Genomic DNA, 20,820 nt, shown 5'->3' on the forward strand with positions numbered 1-20,820 from the left:
ACGATTTCGCATTATTTTGCATTGCCCGGCGGCATGGGGGCGATGGCAACCGGGCATCGCCGCATCCGCGGGCTGAGCCGGCGGTCGATTAACGTTCTTTTAACCCTCCGGTATTCTATTTTTAGTTGTATTCTGACGGGGCTCGCGATGAGCAGTGACCACGCCGCCAAGCTGGCGGCCACGCTTGAGGTGTTGCGCGGTGCAGTCGGCTTCCTGATCGCCGAACGGGTCGCGGCGCAACCGGTGGCGATCCAGGATGACCTGATCTCCGCGCTGCAGGACGCCCTCTCCCGGACGCCCGGCATGGGCCGGGATCCGGTGAGCCCTTGGATTCCGGTCGTCGCGGCGGACATGATCGACGAGGTCCGTCGTCAGATCGGGCATCCGGCCGGAGCCGCGGCCAGCCTCGGCGTCGCACGATCCGGGCCGGCTCAGATCTCAGAAGTGGCTGAAGGACCCAGCCGCGAATACGCGCTCGGCGCCATCGCGCATTTCGAAGCGCGGCGGGCCGTCGCCTGATGTGACGGTGCCGATGGCCGAGACGGTAAGACCGGCGGCGGCCGCCTCGGCCTGGAAGGCCGCGACATTCTCCGGCGCAACGGTACAGAGGATCTCGTAATCGTCGCCACCGGTCAGGACCGCGTCGATCAGCGCGGGCTCGGCCGCGCAGGCGCGCCGGGCGGCATCCGAGAGCGGCAGGGCGGCGGCCGCGACCCGGGCGCCGCGACCCGCGCCCAGCATCTTGGCGAGATCGCCCGCGAGGCCGTCGGACACGTCCATGGCCGCCGAGGCGTAGCGGCGGACCGCCGGCGCCGCGGCGAGCCGCGGGCGCGGATGCAGGTAGCGGTCGGCGAGCTCGGCCTGCAGCGCCGGGTCCAGCCCGGCGACCCAGGGCGCCGCGGGCTCCAGGCGGAGCCGCAGGCCGAGGGCGGCGTCGCCGATCGTGCCGGTGACGCAGATCCGGTCGCCGACCCGCGCGGTGGTGCGGCGGACGATGGTGCCGGTCGGCACCTCGCCGAACAGGCTCACCGAGATCAGCGCCGGGCCACCGGAGCGTACCGTGTCGCCGCCGAGGAGCGGACAGCCGGCCTCCGCCGCCGCCGCGCCGAGCCCCGCCGCGAAGCCGTCGAGCCAAGCCTCCGTCCAGTCATCGGGGAGCGCCAGGGTGAGCAGGAAGCCGCGCGGGGCCGCGCCCTTGGCGGCGATGTCGGAGAGGTTCACGCCAAGGGCCTTCCGGGCGATCGAAGCCGGCGGATCCTCCGCGAAGTAGTGGATCCCCGCCACCACGGCATCGGTGGTGAGGACGAGGTCGTGGCCCGGCGTGGGCGTCAGCGTGGCGGCGTCGTCCCGCAGCCCGTGGGCGCCCGGCCCCGCGAGGGGGGCGAAGTAGCGGGCGATCAGCCCCTCCTCGGAAGCACGGGCCGACCCGGCCAAGGCTCAGGCTTTCCCGGCGGGCGGCTTTCCGGCGGATGGCTTTCCGGAGGACGGTTTGCCGACGGACGATTTACCGGGAAGCGGCTTCGACGAGCCCGGCTTGCCGGACGCCTTCTGAGCCCCGACCTCCCCCGGCCGGACCTCCCGGGCGAGCCGGTCGAGCACGGCATTGACGAGGCCGGGCTCGTCGGCCGTGTAGAAGCTGTGGGCCACGTCGACATATTCCGAGATCGCCGCGGCCGCCGGCACGTCGCGGCGGAACATCAGCTCGTAGGCGCCCGCCCGCAGGATCGCCCGGAGCACGATCTCGATGCGCCGCAGCGGCCAGCCCTGGGCGAGGGCCTGATCGAGCTTCGGGTCGATGGCCCGCTGCTCCTCGACCGTGCCGCGCAGGAGGTCGCGGAAGAAGGCGGTCTCGGCCGGGGGATGGACGATCCCGTCGACCTCCTGGCCGATCCAGAAGGCCTCGAACTCGGCGAGCGCGTCGAGGACGCCCTTGCCGGAGATGTCCATCTCGTAGAGCGCCTGCACCACGGCGAGGCGGGCGCCGCTGCGCAGGCTGATCTTGGCGGGCTTGCCGGCGGGCTCGGCGCCCGTCTCCGGCTGGGTGTCGGTGGTCCCGGTCATGGGGGTATCCGTCATCGGGTGCGCGCGGCTTCGGCGGCGCGCTTCAAAGCGAGCACGCCGAGGGCAGCCTCGGCGGCACCGCCGCCCTTGTTCATCTCGGCGACCCGGGCACGGGCGAGGGCCTGCGCCTCGGTCTCGACCGTGAGGATGCCGTTGCCGAGGGGCACGCGGCGCTGCACCGACAGGTCCATGAGCGCCCGGGCGCTCTCGCCGGCGACGATGTCGTAGTGGCCGGTCTCGCCGCGGATGACGCAGCCCAGCGCCACCACCGCGTCGTAGGGCTCGGCGTCGAGCAGGATCGCCACGGCGGCGGGGATCTCCAGGGCGCCCGGAACGGTCACCACGATCGCCTGCGCGGAGGCGGCCGCGATGGCCGCGCGGGCCCCGGCGAGGAGTTCGTCGGCGATCGCGTCGTAGTAGCGCGCCTCGACAACGAGGATCCGGGCGCCGGCGAGGGCCGGGTCGGTGGGCTTGGGCGCCGAGTCGGCGCGGGTATGGGCGACCATGGCTCTCGTCCGGCCGGGTTTTCGGGAATGGGCGGGCGGCACGTCGGGCGCCCGCACGGGGAGGACGGTTAGACCGAAGCGGCCGGCGCCACAAGCGGTGCGGGATCTTGGCTCAGGCCTGGTCGCGCGGGCGGCGCCGAAGCCGGCCCCGCCAGCGGCGGCAGCGGAGGCGCCGCGGGCCCGCCCGCCGGCAGGGCCGTGCGCGCGACGTTCATCGTCATGGCGAGGAGCGCGTAGTAGCCGTTGATGCCGGCGAGGTCGATCGCCCCCTGCTCGCCGAAGCGCGCCACCAGGGCCGCGTAGGTCGCGTCGCTCACCGCGCGGTTGCGCATCAGCTCGGTCGAGAACGCGTAGGCCAGCGCCTCGTCGGCGCTCATCGTGTCGGGGCGGCGTCCTTCGGCGAGCGCCTGCGCGGTCTCGGGGGCGACCCCGGCCTTCAGGGCGATCGGGTGGTGGATGGCCCACTCCACCGGCTGGCTCCATTCCCGCGCGACCACCAGGATCGCGAACTCGCTGACCCGGAGCGGCAGGACGCTGCCGTAGCGCAGGTACTGGCCCATCCGGCTCGCGCACAGCATCAGCTCGGGGCTGCGCAGGAGCGGCACGAACGGCCCGAAGACCGGGACGCCGCGCTCGGCCTGGAACGCGGCCGCGGCCTCGGTCTGCGCCGGGGACAGGCTGTCGGCCGGGATCTCCGGCATGCGCTCCGCGCTGGTCTGCCCGCTGGCCATGCGTTTCTCTCCCCTGCCTCGACCCCGACCCGCGGGGCGCTCTGGATTTCCGGCCCCCGTGCGCCTAGACCATTGAGGCTCACCGGCACGCACCGCGCCCGACCGGGCCGCGACCCCTGAACGCCAGCGAGGCTTACGGCTTTGGCCCTCCCCGTCAACGAACGCCGGCGCATCATGCTGCTCACGGGCGCGAGCCGGGGCATCGGTCACGCCACCGTCAAGCGCTTCTCGGCCGCGGGCTGGCGGGTGATCACCTGCTCGCGCCACGCCTTCCCGGAGAACTGCCCCTGGGAGATGGGGCCCGAGGACCACCTGCAGGTCGACCTCTCCGACGCGCAGGACACGGCCCGCGCCGTCGAGGAGGTGCGGGGCCGGCTCGCCGCCGAGGGCGGGGTTCTGCACGCGCTGGTCAACAATGCCGGCATCTCGCCGAAGGGGCCGGAGGGCGAGCGCCTCGGCGCCCTGGCCACCGAGTTCGACACGTGGCAGCGGGTGTTCCAGGTCAACCTGTTCGCCACGATCCTGCTGGCCCGGGGCCTGCGCGAGGAACTCGCCCGGGCCAAGGGCTCGGTCGTCAACGTGACGTCGATCGCAGGCTCGCGCGTCCATCCCTTCGCGGGGGCGGCCTACGGCACCTCCAAGGCGGCGCTCGCCGGCCTGACCCGCGAGATGGCCGCCGATTTCGGGCCGCTCGGCGTGCGGGTGAACGCGATCTCGCCGGGCGAGATCGACACGTCGATCCTGTCGCCCGGCACCGAGAAGCTCGTCGAGCAGATCCCACAGCGCCGGCTGGGCACGCCGGACGAGGTCGCCAAGGCGATCTACTTCCTGTGCACCGAGGCCTCGTCCTACGTGAACGGCGCCGAACTCCACATCAACGGCGGCCAGCACGTTTGACCAGACCGGGCGCTTCCTCTGGCGCATCCTCGGGCACGGCGGCCGCGCGCCGGCACCCGGCGCCGGGCCGCGGGCTCCGCGCCGTCGTCCTGGGCCTCATCGTGAGCGTCGCGCCCGTCGCGGGGGCGCGGGCCGAGCCCGGGATCCGGATCCTCGACCTGCCCTTCAAGGTGCGGGCGCTGCGCGGCTCGCGCAGCGAGGCCGCGGTCTCGGTGGCGACCTCCGGGCTCCTGCCGATCACCGGCGCCAAGACCGGTCCGCAGACCGGCGGCCAACAGGCCGGCGACGAGGAGAGCGCGCCGATCGCCGTGGTCTGGGGCGACGAGGGCGGCGCCGTGCTCGCCCTCGCCGAGGGCCGCGTCACCGTGCGGCCGATCGGCAAGGAGGCCGTCGAGGGGCTGACCGCCGCCGAGACGCCGCGCGGGGCCCTGCCGGGCTCGCGCCGGACGCTCTCGGGACCCCTGAGCGCCTATCTCACCGGGCGCACCCGCGCCCCCGACGGCGGCCCGGCCGCCGCGGTCCTGACGATCCGCGAGCGCCAGCCGATGGCGGTCAGCACCGATCCGAAGCCCGTGCCCGTGGCCACCGTGACGGTGCCGGCGGGGGGCGAGGCGGTGTTCGCGCCCCTGCGGCCGCGCCTGCTGCGCCTCGGGGGCCGGCCGGCGCTCCTGGCGGCGACGCTGTCGGGCGCGGATGCCGGGGGGCTCGCGCTGATCGACCGGCCCGCCGGCGATCCGGACGCGGCCTGGGCCGTCACCGCCCGCACGCCCGCCCAGCCGGGGCCACCGCTGAAGATCGTCGGCATCGCCGATTTCTCCGGGTCCGGCGAAAGCCAGGCCGCGACGGTCAGCGCCAAGGGCAGGCTCCAGCTCTGGACGCTCCGTCCCGACCGGATCGAGGCGGCCGGCGAGGCCGAGGGCTACGCGGCGGGCGACGGCGATTCGGATCTCGCCGTCACCACCCCAGCCGGCGGCGGCCCCGAACTCGTCCTGCCGGTGGCGGGCCGCCCGGAGATCGCCTTCGTGGCAGCCAAGGGCGGCCTGCGCGAGCGGGCGCGTGTGGCCCTGCCGGTTCCCGCCGAGACCGGCATCGTCGTCCTCGGCGAGGGCGCCGCGGCGCGGCTGCTCGTCGGCCTCGCCGACGGCCGGGTGGCCGTCGTGGCACCCGATGGAGGCACGCCGTGAGTGCGGGCGCACCGGATTCCGACAGCCGCCTGTTCCCGGCGCGGCCCTTCGTGGGCGCGTCGATCGCGGTGATCCGCGGCGACCGCGTCCTTCTGGCGGCGCGGGCCAACGAGCCGATGCGCGGCGTCTGGACCCTGCCGGGCGGTCTCGTGGAAGCGGGGGAATCCCTGGCCGAGGCGGCCCTGCGCGAATTGTCCGAGGAGGTCGGCCTGCCCGCGGAGGTTGTCGGCGTGCTCGCGCCCACCGAGATCATTCTCCGGGACGAAGCCGGCCGCGCCCGACATCACTACGTCGTCCACCCGCACGCCGCCCTGTGGCGCGGCGGCGAACCCGTGGCCGGCCCCGAGGCGCTGGGGACCCGGTGGGCGACGCTCGCGGAGGTCGCGACCCTTCCGACCACCCCGGGACTGGTCGACACCCTGCGCGAGGCCTTCGCGCGCGTGGATGCACATCCTGCGCGGACGGGCGGCGGGGAGGCGACGGCGTGAGGCGGCCGACGACGATCCTGTGCCTGCTGGCGCTCCTCACCGGCCTGGTCTCCGGGCCGGCCCTGGCCCAGCAGCGTTCCGGCCGAGGGGCCGCGCCCGCCAAGGAAACCGCCCGGGAAGCCGCGAAGGAGGCCCCCAAGGAGGCGAACGCCCCCGCGGACGTGCCCGCCCCCTACGACCGGGACCTGCTGCGCATGTCCGAGATCATCGGAGCCCTGGCCTTCCTGCGCAACCTCTGCGGAGCGCCGGATGCGTCCGACTGGCCGGCCCGCATGAAGGCCCTGATCGAGTCCGAGGGCGTGACCCCGGTCCGCCGCGACCGCCTGGCCGGCGCCTATAACCGCGGCTACCGCGGCTATGCGCTCACCTACCGGGTCTGCACGCCGGCGGCCCACGAGGCCGCCGCCCGGTACGTCGCCGAGGGCGACCGGCTGTCGCATGCCCTGGCCGGCCGTTTCGGAGGGTGATGCAGGCGCAACACACGCACCGGCGATGCCGGCGAAACATCGGATTTGAGCGCCCGTGTTAACCGATCCGAAATTCTCGGCTGGCCGAGCCGCCGGGACCCGCCTATCATCCATTGTGTCCGCCGGGCCCCGTGTCCGGCGCAATGGAAGTATCCGGCTATGCAGCACAGCTCTCACACCGCCCCCATCGAGGTCGATGTCGAGGAGAAACGCGTCGCGCTGAGTTACGTCTCGGAAGCGTTCGCGGAAGGCTGCCTCGATGGTCTCGACGGTGACTGCATGGCCCAGGCCGCCCTGTTCGCGGCGTTTCAGGAACTGGTGACCACGTACGGCGAGGAAGCCACCGCCCGGTACGCCGAAGGATTCCCGGAGCGCATCCGCGGGGGCGCCTTCACCACCACCCTGCAGCATTGAGCGTGTGAGCGCGGACGGTTGAGGCACGGGCGGTCAGCGACTACGTCCCGGGTCTGCGGTTCGGCGCGCCGGACCGCCCGCCGCCCGAGGAGCCGCCGCCCATGCCCGTTGCCCTGTTGCCGGACCGCGTCCTGGTCACCGTCGTGGGACCGGACGCCACGACGCTGCTCCAGGGCGTCCTGACCTGCAATGTCGAGACGCTCCAGCCCGGTGAGGCGCGCCTCGGCGCCCTGCTGACGCCGCAGGGCAAGATCCTGTTCGACTTCCTGGTCTCGCGGATTCCGGACGGCTTCCGGCTCGACGTGCAGGCCGACAAGGCTGCAGACCTCGCCAAGCGCCTGACGCTCTACCGTCTGCGCGCGCAGGCGACGATCGCCGCCGACCCGACCGTCGCGGTGGCGGCCGTCTGGGCCGGCGCCGTCCCGCCCGCGGCCGAGGCGGTAGCGGATTCCCGCGCGGCCGATCTCGGCGCCCGCCTCTACGCCGCCGCTGGCGCATTCTCGGCGGACGCGACGGAGGCCGATTACCACGCGCACCGGATCGCCCTCGGCGTGCCCGAAGGCGGACGCGACTACGCCTTCGGCGACGCCTTCCCGCACGAGGCGCTGATGGACCAGCTCGGCGGCGTCGACTTCCGCAAGGGCTGCTATGTCGGCCAGGAGGTGGTCTCGCGGATGCAGCACCGGGGCACGGCCCGGACCCGCATCCTGGCCGCAGCCTATCCCGACACCGCGCCCCAGCCCGGCACCGAGATCACGGCGGGCGGCAAGGGGCTCGGCACCACGGGCAGCGCCGCCGGAACCCGCGGCCTCGCCCTGGTCCGCATCGACCGCCTGGGCGACGCGCTGGCGGCCGGCGAGACCCCGCGGGCGGGCGAACGCCCCGTGACGCTGGAGCGCCCGGCCTACGCGACCTTCGCGATGCCGGATGTTGCGACGAGTGCGGCGGGCTGAGGCCGGATCGCATTCCGCGGGCGCCGCATACTCCGGGACAGGGGCCCCGCGTTACCGATCGCAGCCCGATCCCGGGCATTCGCATCGGAGCACGATCAGCTGGCGCGTGGGGTGGCTTCCTGCGACCCCGGGGCGGCATGCCGGCGATCGTTAGAGGTTCCCAGGAGCCGTCATCCTTCGGCCGGCATCCCAGGCCGGCCCGGGGTCGATCGGGAGCCGTCCCGGACCTTCTGCCCTGAAGCGGATGCTCGCCTCCGGGCCGCAGCGACGGCCAGATCGGTCGCATGGGCGGGGACATCGAGGAGGACGACGATGACCTTCCAGGACGAGATCGCAGCGTTCTTCGCCAGCTACGTCGCGGCGTTCGCGCGCCGCGACGCCGATGCGTTGAGCGAGCTGTGGGAGCCGGTCGGACTGTTCCCGTCTCCGACCGGCAACTTCGCGTTGCCGAGGGAGGCATTTCGCGACCATTGCGTGACGCTCATGGACTTCTATCGCAAGCAGGGGGTTGTCCAGCCCCTGGGCGAACTCCGGTCGGCGGTGGAACTCTTCCCGAACGTCGCCCAGGCTCGGATGACCTATCGGATGCGGGGCGAGGGAGACGCACTCGTCGCCGAGTGGGACCACGTCTACATTCTGCGCCGCTCCGACCGCTGGCGCGTATCGCTGACGATCGCTGACGGTGAAATGGCGGCATGGGCCGCACGAGGGGCGCAACTCTGATTTGCGAATGTCGGGCGCTCGACGCCACACAGGACGCCTGTTGCTCAGGCGCCTCGCGAGAAAGCGGAAGCGCTGACAATCTCGGAAGGGTCGCGAGCAGGCGCGACGGCGATGTCCATTCCGGTGCGTTTGCCGCTCTGGAGCGAAGCCTCGCACATCCACCCCTCGCCGACATACGCGCCTTTGCACCCGCGGCCGTCGTCGACATCATTTCGGAGGTTGCCACCGTAACTGATCTGAGATGAGGTGCGCCCCTCGAAAGCTCGACATCGACGGGATTGCGACCACAAATGACTCAGAATCGGATCACCGTGGAAGCAACGGCTCCCGCACCCCTCGATGTCGCCTGGAAGGCCTATACATCGCCCGACCAGATCATGCAGTGGAACTTTGCCTCCGACGACTGGCATTGCCCAGCCGCAAGTGTCGATCTGAAGGAAGGCGGCAAGTTCACGTCCCGCATGGAAGCGAAGGACGGAAGCATGGGCTTCGATTTCGAGGGCACTTACACAAAGATTATTCCGAACACGCGAATCGAATATGCGTTTGGTGATCGCAATGCGGTGGTCGAGTTCACCCCATCGGGCGAGCAAACGCACGTAAAGATTGCGTTCGATCCCGACGAACAAGTCCCCATCGACCACCAGCGCGACGGCTGGGCGGCGATTCTTGGAAACTTCTGCCAGCATGTCGGGAGGCGTTGAAGCCCGCCCAACGAGAACGACGACCGAGACCGCTGTCCGGCCGGAGCGGGCGTTTCCCTCCCGCCCCGACAACGCCAGTCCTGTGCCTTCCCTCTCATCCCTCGAGCGGACAGCCTGCAAGCGTTGAGGAGACCCTCCAGACGACCAGGAGAGGATGCTCGAAATCGAAGAGGACGATCTATCTCGCGAGCAGACACGCGCATTGCTGGCGCTTCATCGTGCAGGCCCGCACGCGTCCTCGCCGCCCGGCCACGTGTTCGCGCTCGATCTCTCAGGCTTGGAATCACCGGGCGTGACCGGGTTGACGTCGCAGAAGGCGCGCGCCGGCCCTGCGACCGGATCAATCCCCCATGCGTGAAGCCGGAGCGGAGCGCGCCGCGAAAGCCGCTGCGCGTTCCCCATTCCGACGATGGCGTTCCGCTCCTGTTCTCGTTAACGTGGCCGGATGTCCGAGACTGGCCTGATCGACCATTCCGACGGCTGCCCCCGCTGCTGGTGGGCCGGCCTCGACCCGCTCTATGTCGCCTATCACGACACCGAATGGGGCGTGCCCGAGTATGACGGCCGGGCCCTCTACGAGAAGCTGATCCTCGACGGCTTCCAGGCCGGCCTGTCCTGGATCACCATCCTGCGCCGCCGGGACGGGTTTCGCGACGCCTTCGCGGGTTTCGATCCGGAGCGGATCGCCCGCTTCACCGAGGACGATGTCGCGCGGCTGATGGCCGACACCCGCATCATTCGCAACCGCGCCAAGATCCAGGGCACCATCGCGGGCGCCCGGGCTTGGCTGCGGATCGAGGACCAGGGCCCCGGCTTCTCGCGCTTCCTCTGGGATTTCGTCGACGGCCGGCCGATCCAGGGCAAAGCCCGGACCCGTGCGGGGATCGCCACCGAGACGCCGGCCTCCCGGGCGATCGGGAAGGCCCTGAAGGCGGAAGGCTTCTCCTTCTGCGGGCCGACCATCGTGCACGCCTTCATGCAGGCGGTGGGCATGGTCAACGACCACCTCGTCGGCTGCCACCGGCACGGACCCTGCGCCGAACTGGGCCGACCCCGATGAGCGAGCCGCCGCGCGCCTGGCAGCGCATGCTCTCCGGCCGGCGCCTCGACCTCCTCGATCCGGCGCCCGGGGACATCGAGATCGCCGACATCGCCCACGGCCTCGCCCGGGTCGCCCGCTGGAACGGCCAGACCCATGGGCCGCACGTCTTCTCGGTGGCCCAGCACAGCCTGCTGGTCGAGGCGGTGGGCCGCCATCTCGACGCCGCCTGTACCGATCCGGACGGGCTGGAACTCCTGCTGCACGACGCGCCGGAATATGTCGTGGGCGACATCATCTCGCCCCTGAAGGCCGCCCTCGGCGACGCCTATCGCGGCATCGAGCTGCGTCTGCTCGCCGCGGTGCGCCGCCGCTTCGGCCTGACCGCCCCGGTGCCGGCGCTCGCCCGTTTGGTGAAGCAGGCCGACCGGATCGCAGCCCATGTCGAGGCGGTGCGCCTCGCCGGTTTCGCCCGGGACGAGGCCGAACGCTATTTCGGCCCCGCCAGGGCGCTGCCCGAACCGGTGCTGGTCCTGGCCGAGCCGTGGCCGACCGCCGAGGCCGAGGCGCGGTTTCTCGCGCGATTCCACGCTCTGTGTCCGACCTGACGAATCTCCGCCCTCGATCCGTCACGATCGCAGGTCACTGGCGCCAGACCATGCCGACCCTCCACGTCTGTCCCCTCTCGCGTCTGCCCGAGACGGTCGCCGCCACCGATGCGAGCCACGTGCTCACGCTGATCAATGTCGGCACGCCGCTGGAGCGGCCGGCCGCGATTGCGGCGGAGAACCACGTCGTCATCGGGGTCAGCGACATCGCCGCGTCGCGCGACGGGCACGTTTTGCCGGCTGAAGAACATGTGGCCCGGGTGCTCGACTTCATTCGGGCCTGGCCGCGGGAGAAGCCGCTCGTCATCCACTGCTATGCCGGGATCAGCCGGTCGACAGCCGCCGCCTATATCGCAGCCTGCGCGCTGGCGCCGGAGCGCGACGAGGCGGCGATCGCCGAGGCCCTGCGCGCAGCTTCGCCTTCGGCGACGCCCAACCCCCTGTTCGTGGCCATCGCCGACCGCATGCTCGGCCGCGACGGCCGCATGGTCGCGGCGATCGCGCGCATCGGTCGCGGCGCCGACGCCTTCGAGGGCACGCCGTTCAGCCTGGCGCTGGCGTGAGCCGAAGTGTGGCGCAAACGCCGCCGCGTGGCTCCAAAACGGTGCGGATCCGGCCAGCGGATTGGCCCCCCGGGTTGTGGGCACCGGGTTTCGCGCCGTACAACCACCCCCAAAGGAAGTATCTGGGATGAGTGCGAGCAGACCCGAGGGGGCCCCCGCCGCCGGCGACCTGCCCTTCGAGAAGGCGCTGGAACAGCTGGAGGAAATCGTTCGCCGGCTTGAGCGGGGCGACGTGCCCCTCGACGAATCGGTGGCGATCTATGAGCGCGGCGAGGTGCTGAAGAAGCATTGCGAGGCGCTGCTGAAGCGGGCCGAGGCCCGGATCCAGCGGATCACGCTGGGCTCCGATGGGCGGCCCGAGGGCGTTGCCCCACTCGACATGTCCTGAGGCTCGGCGGTCAAACCGATCCCATCCGTTAGAGGTTGATGCCGTGGCAATTACCCCCGAGCAGAGTGCGCTTCTCGATCGTGTCCCGAATCCTGCGGCGCTGCGGCGTCTTCCGGAATCGGATCTTCCGGCTGTTGCGGAGGCGGTGCGCGCCGAGATGATCGACGCGGTGTCGATCACCGGCGGCCATCTGGGCTCGGGGCTCGGCGTGGTCGAGCTGACGGTGGCGCTGCACCACGTGTTCGACACCCCCGACGACCGCATCGTCTGGGACGTCGGCCACCAGTGCTACCCGCACAAGATCCTGACGGAGCGCCGCGACCGCATCCGGACCCTGCGCCAGGGCGGGGGGCTGTCGGGCTTCACCAAGCGCAGCGAGAGCGTCTACGACCCGTTCGGCGCCGCCCATTCCTCGACCTCGATCTCGGCGGCGCTGGGCATGGCGGTCGCGCGCGACCTCGACAACGCCACCGCCAAGGTGAAGGGCCGCCCGCAGAAGCGCCGCAACGCCATCGCGGTGATCGGCGACGGCTCGATGTCGGCCGGCATGGCCTACGAGGCGCTCAACAATGCCGGCGCCCTGCACTCGCGCCTGATCGTCATCCTCAACGACAACGACATGTCGATCGCCCCGCCGGTGGGCGCCATGTCGGCCTATCTCGCGCGGCTGGCCTCGGGGGGCGCCTACCAGTCCCTGCGCGAGACCGCCAAGCAGCTCGGCAAGCTGCTGCCGAAGGCGCTCTACCAGCGCGCCGCGGCGGCCGAGGAATACGCCCGCTCGCTCGTGGTCGGCGGCGGCACGATGTTCGAGGAGATGGGCTTCCACTATGTCGGCCCGGTGGACGGGCACAATCTCGACCACCTGCTGCCGGTGCTCAAGAACGTCCGCGACGCCGAGCACGGCCCGATCCTGCTGCACGTCGTCACCCAGAAGGGCAAGGGCTACGCGCCGGCCGAGGCGAGCGCCGACCGCTACCACGGCGTGGTCAAGTTCGACGTGATCTCGGGCGTGCAGGCCAAGGCCAAGCCGAACGCGCCGGCCTACACGCGGGTGTTCGGCGAGAGCCTGATCAAGGCGGCGGATGCCGACGACAAGGTGGTGGCGATCACCGCCGCCATGCCGGGCGGCACCGGCATCGACCTGTTCGGCAAGGCGCATCCGGACAAGACCTTCGACGTGGGCATCGCCGAGCAGCACGCGGTGACGTTCGCGGGCGGGCTGGCCACCGAGGGCTACCGGCCGTTCGTGGCGATCTACTCGACGTTCCTGCAGCGGGCCTACGACCAGGTGGTGCACGACGTGGCGCTGCAGAACCTGCCGGTGCGGTTCTGCCTGGACCGGGCGGGTCTGGTGGGCGCGGACGGGGCGACGCATGCCGGCGCGTTCGACCTGGCGTATCTGTGCTGCCTGCCGAACATGACCGTGATGGCGGCCTCCGACGAGGCCGAGCTGGTGCACATGGTGGCCACCGCCCACGCGCATGATTCGGGCCCGATCGCCCTGCGCTACCCGCGCGGCGAGGGCGTGGGGGTCGAGCTGCCGGAGCGGGGCGCGGTGCTGGCGATCGGCAAGGGCCGGGTGGTGCGCCGGGACGCGGAGGCGCGGGTGGCGATCCTCAGCCTGGGCACGCGGCTGGCCGAGGCCTCGAAGGCGGCGGACACGCTGTCCGAGCAGGGCGTGGCGGTGACGGTGGCGGATGCGCGGTTCGCCAAGCCGCTGGACGAGGCGCTGATCCTGGATCTGGCGCGGGACCACGAGGTCCTGCTGACGATCGAGGAGGGCTCGCGGGGCGGGTTCGGCGCGATGGTGCTACACCTGCTGTCGGAGACGGGGGCGCTGGACGCGGGCGGGGTCCGGGTGCGGACACTGACGCTGCCGGACACCTACCAGGACCACGACAGCCCCGAGAAGATGTACGCCGAAGCCGGCCTCGACGCCAAAGCCATCGTCAAGGCGGCCCTCGATGCCCTGCCGGCGGCGTCCGGCAAGGCGGAGCCGGCCAGCAACGTGGTGAGCGTGCGCCGCCGTCCCCGCTGATCGCGCGTTTCGCGACGGCGCTCCGCCCCGCGCACCGCGTCCTGAGGGGCCGGAGCGGAGCGCAGGCCCCGAAGGCGCCTTCCGGAGGTCGCGCGATCTCCGGAAGGCGCCTGCGAGGCGGCTCCGCCGCACCCCAGGATGAGGGTGCGGCAGGGCGAACCCGCCTCCCTAGCCCAGCGCCTGCGCCACCGCCTTGCCGCAGGCCTGCGTGTCGGCGTTGCCGCCGAGGTCGCGGGTGCGCAGGGTCCGCTCGGACAGTACCCGTTCGATCCCGCTGACGATCTCCCGGGCGGCTTCGTGCTCGCCGAGATGCTCCAGCATCATCGCCCCCGACCAGATCTGACCGATCGGGTTGGCGATCCCCTGGCCGGCGATGTCCGGCGCCGAGCCGTGGACCGGCTCGAACACGGACGGGTGCACCCGCTCCGGGTTGATGTTGCCCGACGGCGCGATGCCGATCGTGCCCGTGCAGGCGGGCCCCAGATCCGACAGGATGTCGCCGAACAGGTTGGAGGCCACCACCACGTCGAACCGGTCCGGGTTCAGGACGAAATGCGCGGTCAGGATGTCGATGTGGTACTGGTCCCACCGGACGTCCGGATAGGACTCGGCCACCGCCTTCACCCGCTCGTCCCAGTACGGCATGGTGATCGAGATGCCGTTCGACTTCGTGGCCGAGGTCAGGTGCTTCTTCGGGCGCTTCTGGGCCAGCTCGAAGGCGAATTTCAGGATCCGGTCGGTCCCGTGGCGGGTCATGATCGTCTCCTGCAGGGCGAATTCCCGGTCGGTGCCGGCGAACATCCGGCCGCCCGCGTTCGAGTACTCACCCTCGGTGTTCTCGCGGACCACCCAGAAGTCGATATCGCCGGGCTTGCGGTCGGCGAGCGGGCACTTCACCCCCGGCATCAGCCGCACCGGGCGCAGGTTGGCGTACTGGTCGAATTCCCGCCGGAACAGGATCAGGGAGCCCCAGAGCGAGATGTGGTCCGGCACGCGCTCGGGCATGCCGACGGCGCCGAAATAGATCGCGTCGTGGGTCTCGATCTGCGCCTTCCAATCCTCCGGCATCATCCGGCCGTGCTGCTCGTAGTAGTCGCAGCTCGCGAAATCGAACCAGTCGAGCTGGAGCGAGAAGCCGTGGCGCTTGGCCGCCTGCTCCAGCACGCGCACGCCCTCCGGCACCACCTCCTTTCCGATACCGTCGCCGGGAATGACGGCGATGCGGTAGCGGCGGGACGGGCTGTTCGGGTGGCCGGGTTTTTCTTGGCCGGGCATGTGTCCTCCACGCATGTCGGAGATCGGGCTTTTGCTGAGCCCGGGTCGGAGACGTCAGGGTGATTGTTGCACCCGGGCGTGCGGTCAACACGCCGGCCTGACAATCAGTCGGTTTCGCCCGCCATCGCCCGGCGCTGGCGGTCGAGTTCCTCGCTGTAGCGCTTCAGCGTGTGGCTCTCGGTGAGCAGGCCCAGCACCTTGCGGCTCTCGGCACTCTCGACGACTGCGAGCGCCTCGCTCTCCGTGCGGTCGAAGGCGGCGGCGGCGTCCTTGGCGTTCATGCCCGGCGTGAGGAAATCGTCCCCATGGAGGAGCAGGTCGGCGAGCACGGGCTGCGCGTCGGCGCCGGAATCCCGGGACGCCGCGTGCGCCTCGGGCACGTTCACGATGCCGGCATAGCGCCCGCCCCCGTCCACGGCGATCACCCGAGAGGGCGAGCCGAGGGGATGGGCACGCAGGAAGGTGGGCAGCGGCGTATCCACCGCCACGGTCCCGGGATTGCGGCGCATCAGGCGGCCGACGGTGAGCGAGCGGATCCAGCCGACATCGTGGGGGCTGCGGATGCTCTCGCCGCGCAGGTGGAAGCGCCAGGTGGCGAAGGAGTAGCCGAAGGTCTTGCGCACGGTGAGCGAGGACGCGATCACCGCCGCCAGCACGACGCCGGTGATCGGCAGGCTGCCGGTGACCTCCAGCGCCAGGAACGTCATGGTCAGCGGACCGCCGATGATCGCGACGGCCAGGGCGCTCATGCCGATCACCGCGTAGGCCAGGGGCGTGAGGCCGAAATCCGCGAGCGGCGGCACCAGCACGGGGGCGAGGGCGGCGAACAGCTTGCCGGCGATGGCGCCCAGGAACAGGGACGCGAAGAACAGACCGCCCCGGAACCCCGAGCCGATCGAGATCGCCGACGCCACCGCCTTGGCGGCGAACAGCCCGGCCAGGGCGGCGATGCCGTGTCCCTGCCCTTCGGCGGCGAAGTGCATGTGCAGGGCGCCGTGACCGCCCGAGAGCACCTGCGGCGTCGCCAGCAGCGCCAGCGCGCCGACGCACAGCCCCCCGAAGGCGGGCGCCGCCACCCGCGGGACGCCCGAGGCCTGGACGAGGCGCTCGACCAGGGTGACCCCGCGCATGATCAGGATGCCGAGGCCCGCACAGACCAGCCCGAGGGCGAGGCTCGGCAGGATCTCCAGGCTGGTGACGTGCGAGGTCGTGACCGCCTGCATGTCCCCGAGATCGACGAGCGGCTGGGCCACGATCAGCGACCGGGAGATCAGGTTGCCGCACAGGGCCGCGACGATCACGGGCGTCAGGGTGGCGATGGAGTAGGTGCCGATGATCAGCTCGAAGGCGTAGAAGGCGCCGGCGAGCGGCGCGCCGAAGCCGGCCGCGATAGCCCCGGCCGCACCGCAGCCCACCAGGGTGCGCAGGTCGCTGCGCCGCACCTCGAAGGCGATGCCGAGCCGCGAGGCGAGGCCGGAGGCGATCTGTGTGTAGCCGGCTTCGAGCCCCACCGAGGCGCCGGACCCGTTCGAGATGACGTTCTGGAGTGCGAGGTAGAGGCTGTCGCGCAGGGACATCCGGCCGCCATGCAGGGCGTTCGCCTCGATCGGGTCGATGGCGGGACGCTTGCGCGGGCCGCGGACGTAGTTGGCGGCGACGATGAGCAGGCCGAGCACGCCGCCGCCCAGGCAGGGCCCCACGAGGAGGAGCACCGGCGACACGGCATCGACGGCGCTGAGGCGCGCCCCCGCGGGCAGCTGGTAGAGCCCCTCGCGCAGGGTCTGGGTGATCCAGGTCATGGCGGAGACCGCCACGCCGGCGACGCAGCCCACCAGGGTCGCCAGGGCGACGAGGCCGCCCTCGCTCCGGCGAACGAGGCTGCGCAGCCGTCCGGGGGCCTGGATGAGGCCGATCCCGGCCCAACGGCGACGGGTCCGCCGGCTCGGCCGGACGGCCGATCGGGCCGGGACATCGGCCGATCCGTCGCCGGGCGCCCTGCCCCCGCCGGCGCCCGCTGGCTGTCGCGCGCTCACGGTCCGCCTCTTCGCCTCCGGTCGGTTCGACTGGCGGGGCCGACGCGTCGGCCCCGCCGTCGCAGTTACAGCCGGGGTCGATCCCGTTGCAAACGGGCGCGTGCCGCAGGGGCGCTGCCGGCCCGGCGCGGGGGAGCCGGACGGCGCTATCCACGGAGTCGAAATCCCGTGCACACATCGCCTTGAAAACTGCCGCGGCCCACGATACACCCCGCGCCAGTGCCGCCGTAGCTCAGTTGGTTAGAGCACCAGATTGTGGATCTGGGGGTCCCCCGTTCGAGCCGGGGCGGTGGTACCATTCATTCAGTTCGACAGCGCAAGGGGTTGGCGGATCGCCGGCCCCTTTTGCTTAGGGGGATGCGTCCGGCGCCTCCCGGATCCGGCGTTCTCGACGGACGAGCGTCTCGGGACGACCGCACAGCTTGGGCGATCCCGACGGCCTTAGGCGTGGTTGGGCGCGGCGTGCGGGAGATCGTCCACCGTTCACCGCGGATGGCCTAGCGCGACGGCGGATGCGGGGCGAGCCGGCCCGGGATGGACGCCATGGTGCAGCGGCAGCAGCCCGGCCTCGCAGCACCCTTGAGGCGCCCCAGGCCGTCGGGAGAGTGGGGGCGCGCCCCGCCCTCCGGCCGGCAGCGGTGGCGACCACAGCTCGCGTCGGATATCGCTCGTCCGATCGGCCTCGCGGGCGCGCCTGTCGGATCGGACGGGCGCCGGGTCGCGCGCCCGTCGGCCCCGGTGAGCGGACGGCCGATGGTCCGGCATGCCCAATCCGGCAGGCAGGCAGCCGCAGCACCACATGAGCGGACCGGACGTCCGACCGAACCCGTTCCGGCGTGCGCGCCCCATGCGAGATCCGAACCGATGCCCCTGATCGATCCCGCTCGCTCGCTTCTCCTGATCATCGATGTTCAGGTCCGGCTGATGCCGGTGATCGCCGACGGAGCCGGGATCCTGGCCAATACGGGCCGCCTCGCCGCCGCCGCGCATCGCCTCGACGTCCCGATCCTGGTCACCGAGCAGAATGCCGGTGGCCTCGGCCCCACCGTGCCGGAACTGGCGCCCGAGCCCGGGACGGCCTTCCCCAAGATGAGCTTCAGTGCCACCCGGACGCCGGGCTTCCTCGAGCGGCTGCCCGCGGATCGGGACCTCGTGGTCACCGGCTGCGAGGCGCATATCTGCGTGCTGCAGACTGTTCTCGGGCTTCTCGAGGCCGGGCGCCGCGCCTGCGTGGTGTGCGATGCCGTGGGTTCGCGGCGGACGGAGAGCCGGGCGGCCGCGCTCACTCGGATGGCCGCCCACGGGGCCGAGATCGTCACCACCGAGATGGTGGTGTTCGAGTGGCTCGGCACGGCGCGCCACCCGCGATTCCGCGAGATCATGACGCTCATCAAGTAGGCGCCGGCGCGGGTCCCGGCCCGCCGAGCCGGCATCCCCTTCGACGGTAAGCGGCCTAGGGACCGTCCAGGGCCGCACGGGTCTGCGCGTCGGGACCGATATCGTCGGCGCCGTTCATGCCCAGAACCTCGATCAGGCGCATCCGGGCGCGGCTGACCCGGCTCTTGATCGTGCCGACGGCGACGCCGCAGATCGCCGCGGCCTCCTCGTAGGTGAAGCTCTGGGCGCCGACCAGGACCAGCGCCTCGCGCTGAGCCGGCGGCAGACGGTTCAGGGCGCTCTGGAACTGCGCCATCTCCATCCGGATCTCCTGCTCCGGGAGGGCGCTGAGCCGCCCGGCATGCACGCCGTCGGCATCCTCCACCTCGCGCTTGCGCTTGCGCTGCTCGGAGTAGAACAGGTTCCGCAGGATCGTGAACAGCCACGCGGTCAGGTTGGTCCCGCGGCGGAAGCTGGCGGCGTTGATCCACGCGCGCACCAGCGTGTCCTGCACGAGATCGTCCGAGCGGTCGAGGTCGTAGGTCAGCGAGAACGCGAAGGCCCGCAGGGCCGGGATCGCGCCCAGAAGGAGGTCGCGCATCTCGGCATCGGCCCCGACGGGCGCCGGACCGGATCCGCTCCCCGCGGGGGCGGCTTGCAGCATCAGGGTCATTGCGAGGCCTCCGTGTCGGAGCAGGCGGCGAGGTCGTCGAGCAGCATCCGGAGCCGGTCCGGAATCGGCAGCGCCAGCACCCCGGCGTAGTGCAGGCGCAGGCCGCGCCCGATCCGGTCCCGCGCCGCGCCGTCGATCGAACGACCGGGCGCACCGGCCCGCCGCGCCGGGCGCGGCCCGACCGCGGCGCATCCCTCGGTCGCATCCGGCGCTCCGGCGGAGCCCGCCCTCGCCCGATCGTCCTCGTTCCCTGACATGGTCGCGCCCCCTGCCGTGCCCGATGCGGCCCCGGAGGCCCGGCCTCCGCCGGACCGGTCTCGGCGCGGCGGAGACGCATCTCATCGCTGTCCGGCACGGCTGGTAGGCGCGACGGATTTAATCGGCTCTGAACTGCGCATTCATCTAATTTTAATTATCAAATGGCCCAGCTTGGGCCGAATTTTCAGGACATATACTCAGTTACAATTCAGAAATACTTGTCTTCAGCTTGGCTGTACCGAGGATGCGCGGAGGCACCTGAACGGACGCTGACCGCGCTCCGGGCCGCCTGTCCGACCGGGCGCGGTCTCGCTCCTCCCGAAGCCGAACGTGCCGCGACCAGCCCCGTCCTGGCGCGCGCCGCGCGCGGGTGCGTCGACGGCAGACCCGGTCCCGGGCTCCTTCCAGGGGGGAGGCGATTCGGAGGGGCGCTGTCCCGACCGCTGCGTGAGGAGAGCGGTCGCCGCGCTCCGGGAGCAGGCCCAACCCACTCTGATCGTGCGGAAAACGTCTGGTGCCGGTGGAGAGGATCGAACTCCCGACCTTCGGTTTACAAAACCGCTGCACTACCGCTGTGCTACACCGGCTCGCGAGACGCTTGCTACCAGCCGCCGTGCCGCCGCTCAACCCGAGGGGCGCGAAGAATTGCGGCGGCCCGCCTCATTGGCCCGAGCGGCGGATCAGGCGCTTGAAGCGCTGGTCCGCGGTATCGAGGCGGTCGGCGATGCCGCGGCGGATGCACTTCCCGACGGAATCGCCGGCGTAGAAGCCGACCGTCTGGTCCTGGTATCGGCAGGCCTGGATCGGCGGCCAGGCCACCACCCCCGCGACGACCAGGAGCACGACCAGGCTGTCGACGACGAGCCAGCCCTTCCAGCCGAGCCGGAGGCGGTGCCCCCGTTCGGGTGCCCGGCTCCCGCGGGGGGGACGGTTCGCCGCTTCGGGGCCGACCCGTGCCATGCGGGCGCGGAACTTCGCCTCCTCGAGGGCATCGGACGCACCTTCGGACGCGGCGGGAAGAAGCGGGCGGCTGGACATGGCGGACTCACGGGGAGCGGAGCAGAGCGCGGCGGCACGACACGCCGAAGGTTCAGTTGATGAGCCGCTTCAGGAGGGCGAGGTTGTCCTGGATCGAGAGGACGCTGCCGAGCATCTCGTTGCGGGCGCAGGCACCGGCCCCGACGAGGCCGAGCCAGCCCGCCGCCGGACGGCCGCTGCAATCGGCGAAGCTGCCATACAGGAACAGCGCCGCCGGCACCGCAAGGACGGAGATCTTGATCAGCGAAGACAGCCGCCCGAAAAAGCCCTTGCGTGCCCGCTGCGGCTCGTCCCGATCCGCCCGCCAGGTCGCATCGTCCGGCTCCCAGGCATAGCGGTCCGCTTGATAGGCTGCCGCGTCGATGTCCCGGTCCCGGCGATACATGGCGAGGGCGCACTCGG

At 71.7% G+C, this 20,820-nt stretch carries 26 protein-coding genes and 2 tRNA genes; 17 read left to right on the forward strand and 11 right to left on the reverse strand.

The genetic code is table 11. From position 1 onward, the window contains the following. Positions 1-42: 42 nt before the first annotated feature. Entirely contained in the window at positions 43-519 is a 477-nt protein-coding gene (locus tag MCBMB27_RS16770) for a hypothetical protein (RefSeq protein ID WP_236952726.1), read from the forward strand. On the opposite strand, the gene thiL is transcribed toward MCBMB27_RS16770, so the two are convergent. From thiL to MCBMB27_RS16790, 4 genes are all read right to left on the reverse strand, one after another. After that, positions 439-1,434: a thiamine-phosphate kinase gene (gene thiL, locus MCBMB27_RS16775; RefSeq protein ID WP_075380892.1), complete on the reverse strand. Its 996-nt coding sequence runs from the start codon at positions 1,432-1,434 to the stop codon at positions 439-441. The two genes, MCBMB27_RS16770 and thiL, sit on opposite strands and share 81 nt — an antisense overlap. Before the next feature lie 3 nt (positions 1,435-1,437). After that, positions 1,438-2,061 carry a transcription antitermination factor NusB gene (nusB, locus tag MCBMB27_RS16780; protein WP_051976213.1) on the reverse strand — a complete coding sequence of 208 codons (624 nt, stop codon included), beginning with the start codon at positions 2,059-2,061 and terminating at the stop codon, positions 1,438-1,440. An 11-nt stretch (positions 2,062-2,072) separates the two neighbouring features. After that, positions 2,073-2,567, reverse strand: coding sequence for a 6,7-dimethyl-8-ribityllumazine synthase (ribH, locus tag MCBMB27_RS16785; protein ID WP_043348390.1), 495 nt, complete (start codon positions 2,565-2,567; stop codon positions 2,073-2,075). 68 nt (positions 2,568-2,635) lie between these two features. After that, the gene (locus MCBMB27_RS16790; RefSeq protein ID WP_236952727.1) at positions 2,636-3,298 is read right to left on the reverse strand and encodes a carboxymuconolactone decarboxylase family protein; all 663 of its coding nucleotides are present in this window, start codon (positions 3,296-3,298) and stop codon (positions 2,636-2,638) included. Between the two features lie 174 nt (positions 3,299-3,472). Between MCBMB27_RS16790 and MCBMB27_RS16795 the strand changes: the two genes are divergently transcribed. From MCBMB27_RS16795 to dxs, 14 genes are all read left to right on the forward strand, one after another. Next, positions 3,473-4,195, forward strand: coding sequence for an SDR family NAD(P)-dependent oxidoreductase (locus MCBMB27_RS16795; RefSeq protein ID WP_043348395.1), 723 nt, complete (start codon positions 3,473-3,475; stop codon positions 4,193-4,195). Continuing rightward, on the forward strand, positions 4,192-5,379 hold the full coding sequence (locus tag MCBMB27_RS16800; protein WP_083683575.1) for a hypothetical protein: 1,188 nt from the start codon (positions 4,192-4,194) through the stop codon (positions 5,377-5,379). Before MCBMB27_RS16795 ends, MCBMB27_RS16800 begins: the two co-directional genes overlap by 4 nt. Next, positions 5,376-5,867: an NUDIX hydrolase gene (locus MCBMB27_RS16805; RefSeq protein WP_075380893.1), complete on the forward strand. Its 492-nt coding sequence runs from the start codon at positions 5,376-5,378 to the stop codon at positions 5,865-5,867. The genes MCBMB27_RS16800 and MCBMB27_RS16805 overlap by 4 nt, the downstream gene beginning before the upstream one ends. After that, positions 5,864-6,334: a TIGR02301 family protein gene (locus tag MCBMB27_RS16810; RefSeq protein ID WP_043348384.1), complete on the forward strand. Its 471-nt coding sequence runs from the start codon at positions 5,864-5,866 to the stop codon at positions 6,332-6,334. The genes MCBMB27_RS16805 and MCBMB27_RS16810 overlap by 4 nt, the downstream gene beginning before the upstream one ends. Before the next feature lie 159 nt (positions 6,335-6,493). Continuing rightward, positions 6,494-6,748, forward strand: a complete 255-nt coding sequence (locus tag MCBMB27_RS16815) for a hypothetical protein (protein WP_012320917.1) — start codon at positions 6,494-6,496, stop codon at positions 6,746-6,748. A gap of 101 nt (positions 6,749-6,849) precedes the next feature. Next, positions 6,850-7,701: a CAF17-like 4Fe-4S cluster assembly/insertion protein YgfZ gene (ygfZ, locus tag MCBMB27_RS16820; RefSeq protein WP_043386461.1), complete on the forward strand. Its 852-nt coding sequence runs from the start codon at positions 6,850-6,852 to the stop codon at positions 7,699-7,701. A gap of 312 nt (positions 7,702-8,013) precedes the next feature. Further along, positions 8,014-8,424: a DUF4440 domain-containing protein gene (locus tag MCBMB27_RS16825; protein WP_075380894.1), complete on the forward strand. Its 411-nt coding sequence runs from the start codon at positions 8,014-8,016 to the stop codon at positions 8,422-8,424. Positions 8,425-8,714: 290 nt separating this feature from the next. Beyond that, positions 8,715-9,128, forward strand: a complete 414-nt coding sequence (locus MCBMB27_RS16830; RefSeq protein WP_075380895.1) for an SRPBCC family protein — start codon at positions 8,715-8,717, stop codon at positions 9,126-9,128. Positions 9,129-9,282: 154 nt separating this feature from the next. Next, positions 9,283-9,486 carry a hypothetical protein gene (locus MCBMB27_RS16835; protein ID WP_236952729.1) on the forward strand — a complete coding sequence of 68 codons (204 nt, stop codon included), beginning with the start codon at positions 9,283-9,285 and terminating at the stop codon, positions 9,484-9,486. Positions 9,487-9,573: 87 nt separating this feature from the next. After that, positions 9,574-10,188: a DNA-3-methyladenine glycosylase I gene (locus MCBMB27_RS16840; RefSeq protein WP_075380896.1), complete on the forward strand. Its 615-nt coding sequence runs from the start codon at positions 9,574-9,576 to the stop codon at positions 10,186-10,188. Continuing rightward, the gene (locus tag MCBMB27_RS16845; RefSeq protein ID WP_043386474.1) at positions 10,185-10,775 is read left to right on the forward strand and encodes an HD domain-containing protein; all 591 of its coding nucleotides are present in this window, start codon (positions 10,185-10,187) and stop codon (positions 10,773-10,775) included. Before MCBMB27_RS16840 ends, MCBMB27_RS16845 begins: the two co-directional genes overlap by 4 nt. A gap of 50 nt (positions 10,776-10,825) precedes the next feature. Further along, on the forward strand, positions 10,826-11,338 hold the full coding sequence (locus MCBMB27_RS16850) for a tyrosine phosphatase family protein (protein WP_043348372.1): 513 nt from the start codon (positions 10,826-10,828) through the stop codon (positions 11,336-11,338). Positions 11,339-11,465: 127 nt separating this feature from the next. After that, positions 11,466-11,726 (forward strand): exodeoxyribonuclease VII small subunit, encoded by a 261-nt coding sequence (locus MCBMB27_RS16855; protein WP_043348369.1) that lies wholly within the window; start codon positions 11,466-11,468, stop codon positions 11,724-11,726. A 43-nt stretch (positions 11,727-11,769) separates the two neighbouring features. Continuing rightward, positions 11,770-13,764, forward strand: coding sequence for a 1-deoxy-D-xylulose-5-phosphate synthase (gene dxs / locus MCBMB27_RS16860; protein WP_075380897.1), 1,995 nt, complete (start codon positions 11,770-11,772; stop codon positions 13,762-13,764). A gap of 168 nt (positions 13,765-13,932) precedes the next feature. On the opposite strand, the gene MCBMB27_RS16865 is transcribed toward dxs, so the two are convergent. Both MCBMB27_RS16865 and MCBMB27_RS16870 read right to left on the reverse strand, forming a co-directional pair. After that, positions 13,933-15,039, reverse strand: a complete 1,107-nt coding sequence (locus MCBMB27_RS16865) for a tartrate dehydrogenase (protein ID WP_075380898.1) — start codon at positions 15,037-15,039, stop codon at positions 13,933-13,935. A gap of 104 nt (positions 15,040-15,143) precedes the next feature. Continuing rightward, a complete protein-coding gene (locus MCBMB27_RS16870; RefSeq protein WP_236952730.1) occupies positions 15,144-17,072 on the reverse strand; it encodes a chloride channel protein in 1,929 nt (642 codons plus the stop codon). A 221-nt stretch (positions 17,073-17,293) separates the two neighbouring features. Between MCBMB27_RS16870 and MCBMB27_RS16875 the strand changes: the two genes are divergently transcribed. Then, positions 17,294-17,370: transfer RNA gene (locus tag MCBMB27_RS16875), tRNA-His, on the forward strand. 566 nt (positions 17,371-17,936) lie between these two features. Beyond that, complete coding sequence (locus tag MCBMB27_RS16880) at positions 17,937-18,470, forward strand: isochorismatase family protein (RefSeq protein WP_075380899.1); 534 nt, start codon at positions 17,937-17,939, stop codon at positions 18,468-18,470. Positions 18,471-18,525: 55 nt separating this feature from the next. On the opposite strand, the gene MCBMB27_RS16885 is transcribed toward MCBMB27_RS16880, so the two are convergent. From MCBMB27_RS16885 to MCBMB27_RS16905, 5 genes are all read right to left on the reverse strand, one after another. Continuing rightward, on the reverse strand, positions 18,526-19,122 hold the full coding sequence (locus tag MCBMB27_RS16885) for a sigma-70 family RNA polymerase sigma factor (protein WP_051044938.1): 597 nt from the start codon (positions 19,120-19,122) through the stop codon (positions 18,526-18,528). After that, positions 19,119-19,379 carry a NepR family anti-sigma factor gene (locus MCBMB27_RS16890; protein WP_075380900.1) on the reverse strand — a complete coding sequence of 87 codons (261 nt, stop codon included), beginning with the start codon at positions 19,377-19,379 and terminating at the stop codon, positions 19,119-19,121. Before MCBMB27_RS16890 ends, MCBMB27_RS16885 begins: the two co-directional genes overlap by 4 nt. A gap of 513 nt (positions 19,380-19,892) precedes the next feature. Next, positions 19,893-19,967, reverse strand: a tRNA-Thr gene (locus tag MCBMB27_RS16895). A 73-nt stretch (positions 19,968-20,040) separates the two neighbouring features. Then, complete coding sequence (locus tag MCBMB27_RS16900) at positions 20,041-20,418, reverse strand: hypothetical protein (protein ID WP_075380901.1); 378 nt, start codon at positions 20,416-20,418, stop codon at positions 20,041-20,043. Positions 20,419-20,470: 52 nt separating this feature from the next. Beyond that, complete coding sequence (locus tag MCBMB27_RS16905; RefSeq protein ID WP_075380902.1) at positions 20,471-20,803, reverse strand: hypothetical protein; 333 nt, start codon at positions 20,801-20,803, stop codon at positions 20,471-20,473. Positions 20,804-20,820: the final 17 nt, after the last annotated feature.

Source organism: Methylobacterium phyllosphaerae (assembly GCF_001936175.1).
Classification (GTDB): Bacteria; Pseudomonadota; Alphaproteobacteria; order Rhizobiales; family Beijerinckiaceae; genus Methylobacterium; species Methylobacterium fujisawaense.

Excerpts from the sequence above, each read along its gene's own strand:
- ygfZ (WP_043386461.1), top strand. The coding sequence starts at position 6,850 with ATGCCCGTTGCCCTGTTGCCGGACCGCGTCCTGGTCACCGTCGTGGGA.
- MCBMB27_RS16815 (WP_012320917.1), top strand. The coding sequence starts at position 6,494 with ATGCAGCACAGCTCTCACACCGCCCCCATCGAGGTCGATGTCGAGGAG.
- MCBMB27_RS16885 (WP_051044938.1), bottom strand. The coding sequence starts at position 19,122 with ATGACCCTGATGCTGCAAGCCGCCCCCGCGGGGAGCGGATCCGGTCCG.
- MCBMB27_RS16900 (WP_075380901.1), bottom strand. The coding sequence starts at position 20,418 with ATGTCCAGCCGCCCGCTTCTTCCCGCCGCGTCCGAAGGTGCGTCCGAT.
- MCBMB27_RS16770 (WP_236952726.1), top strand. The coding sequence starts at position 43 with ATGGCAACCGGGCATCGCCGCATCCGCGGGCTGAGCCGGCGGTCGATT.
- MCBMB27_RS16850 (WP_043348372.1), top strand. The coding sequence starts at position 10,826 with ATGCCGACCCTCCACGTCTGTCCCCTCTCGCGTCTGCCCGAGACGGTC.
- MCBMB27_RS16825 (WP_075380894.1), top strand. The coding sequence starts at position 8,014 with ATGACCTTCCAGGACGAGATCGCAGCGTTCTTCGCCAGCTACGTCGCG.
- MCBMB27_RS16835 (WP_236952729.1), top strand. The coding sequence starts at position 9,283 with ATGCTCGAAATCGAAGAGGACGATCTATCTCGCGAGCAGACACGCGCA.
- MCBMB27_RS16830 (WP_075380895.1), top strand. The coding sequence starts at position 8,715 with ATGACTCAGAATCGGATCACCGTGGAAGCAACGGCTCCCGCACCCCTC.
- nusB (WP_051976213.1), bottom strand. The coding sequence starts at position 2,061 with ATGACCGGGACCACCGACACCCAGCCGGAGACGGGCGCCGAGCCCGCC.
- MCBMB27_RS16880 (WP_075380899.1), top strand. The coding sequence starts at position 17,937 with ATGCCCCTGATCGATCCCGCTCGCTCGCTTCTCCTGATCATCGATGTT.
- MCBMB27_RS16865 (WP_075380898.1), bottom strand. The coding sequence starts at position 15,039 with ATGCCCGGCCAAGAAAAACCCGGCCACCCGAACAGCCCGTCCCGCCGC.
- MCBMB27_RS16790 (WP_236952727.1), bottom strand. The coding sequence starts at position 3,298 with ATGGCCAGCGGGCAGACCAGCGCGGAGCGCATGCCGGAGATCCCGGCC.
- ribH (WP_043348390.1), bottom strand. The coding sequence starts at position 2,567 with ATGGTCGCCCATACCCGCGCCGACTCGGCGCCCAAGCCCACCGACCCG.
- MCBMB27_RS16905 (WP_075380902.1), bottom strand. The coding sequence starts at position 20,803 with ATGTATCGCCGGGACCGGGACATCGACGCGGCAGCCTATCAAGCGGAC.
- MCBMB27_RS16890 (WP_075380900.1), bottom strand. The coding sequence starts at position 19,379 with ATGTCAGGGAACGAGGACGATCGGGCGAGGGCGGGCTCCGCCGGAGCG.
- MCBMB27_RS16855 (WP_043348369.1), top strand. The coding sequence starts at position 11,466 with ATGAGTGCGAGCAGACCCGAGGGGGCCCCCGCCGCCGGCGACCTGCCC.
- MCBMB27_RS16840 (WP_075380896.1), top strand. The coding sequence starts at position 9,574 with ATGTCCGAGACTGGCCTGATCGACCATTCCGACGGCTGCCCCCGCTGC.
- MCBMB27_RS16845 (WP_043386474.1), top strand. The coding sequence starts at position 10,185 with ATGAGCGAGCCGCCGCGCGCCTGGCAGCGCATGCTCTCCGGCCGGCGC.
- MCBMB27_RS16795 (WP_043348395.1), top strand. The coding sequence starts at position 3,473 with ATGCTGCTCACGGGCGCGAGCCGGGGCATCGGTCACGCCACCGTCAAG.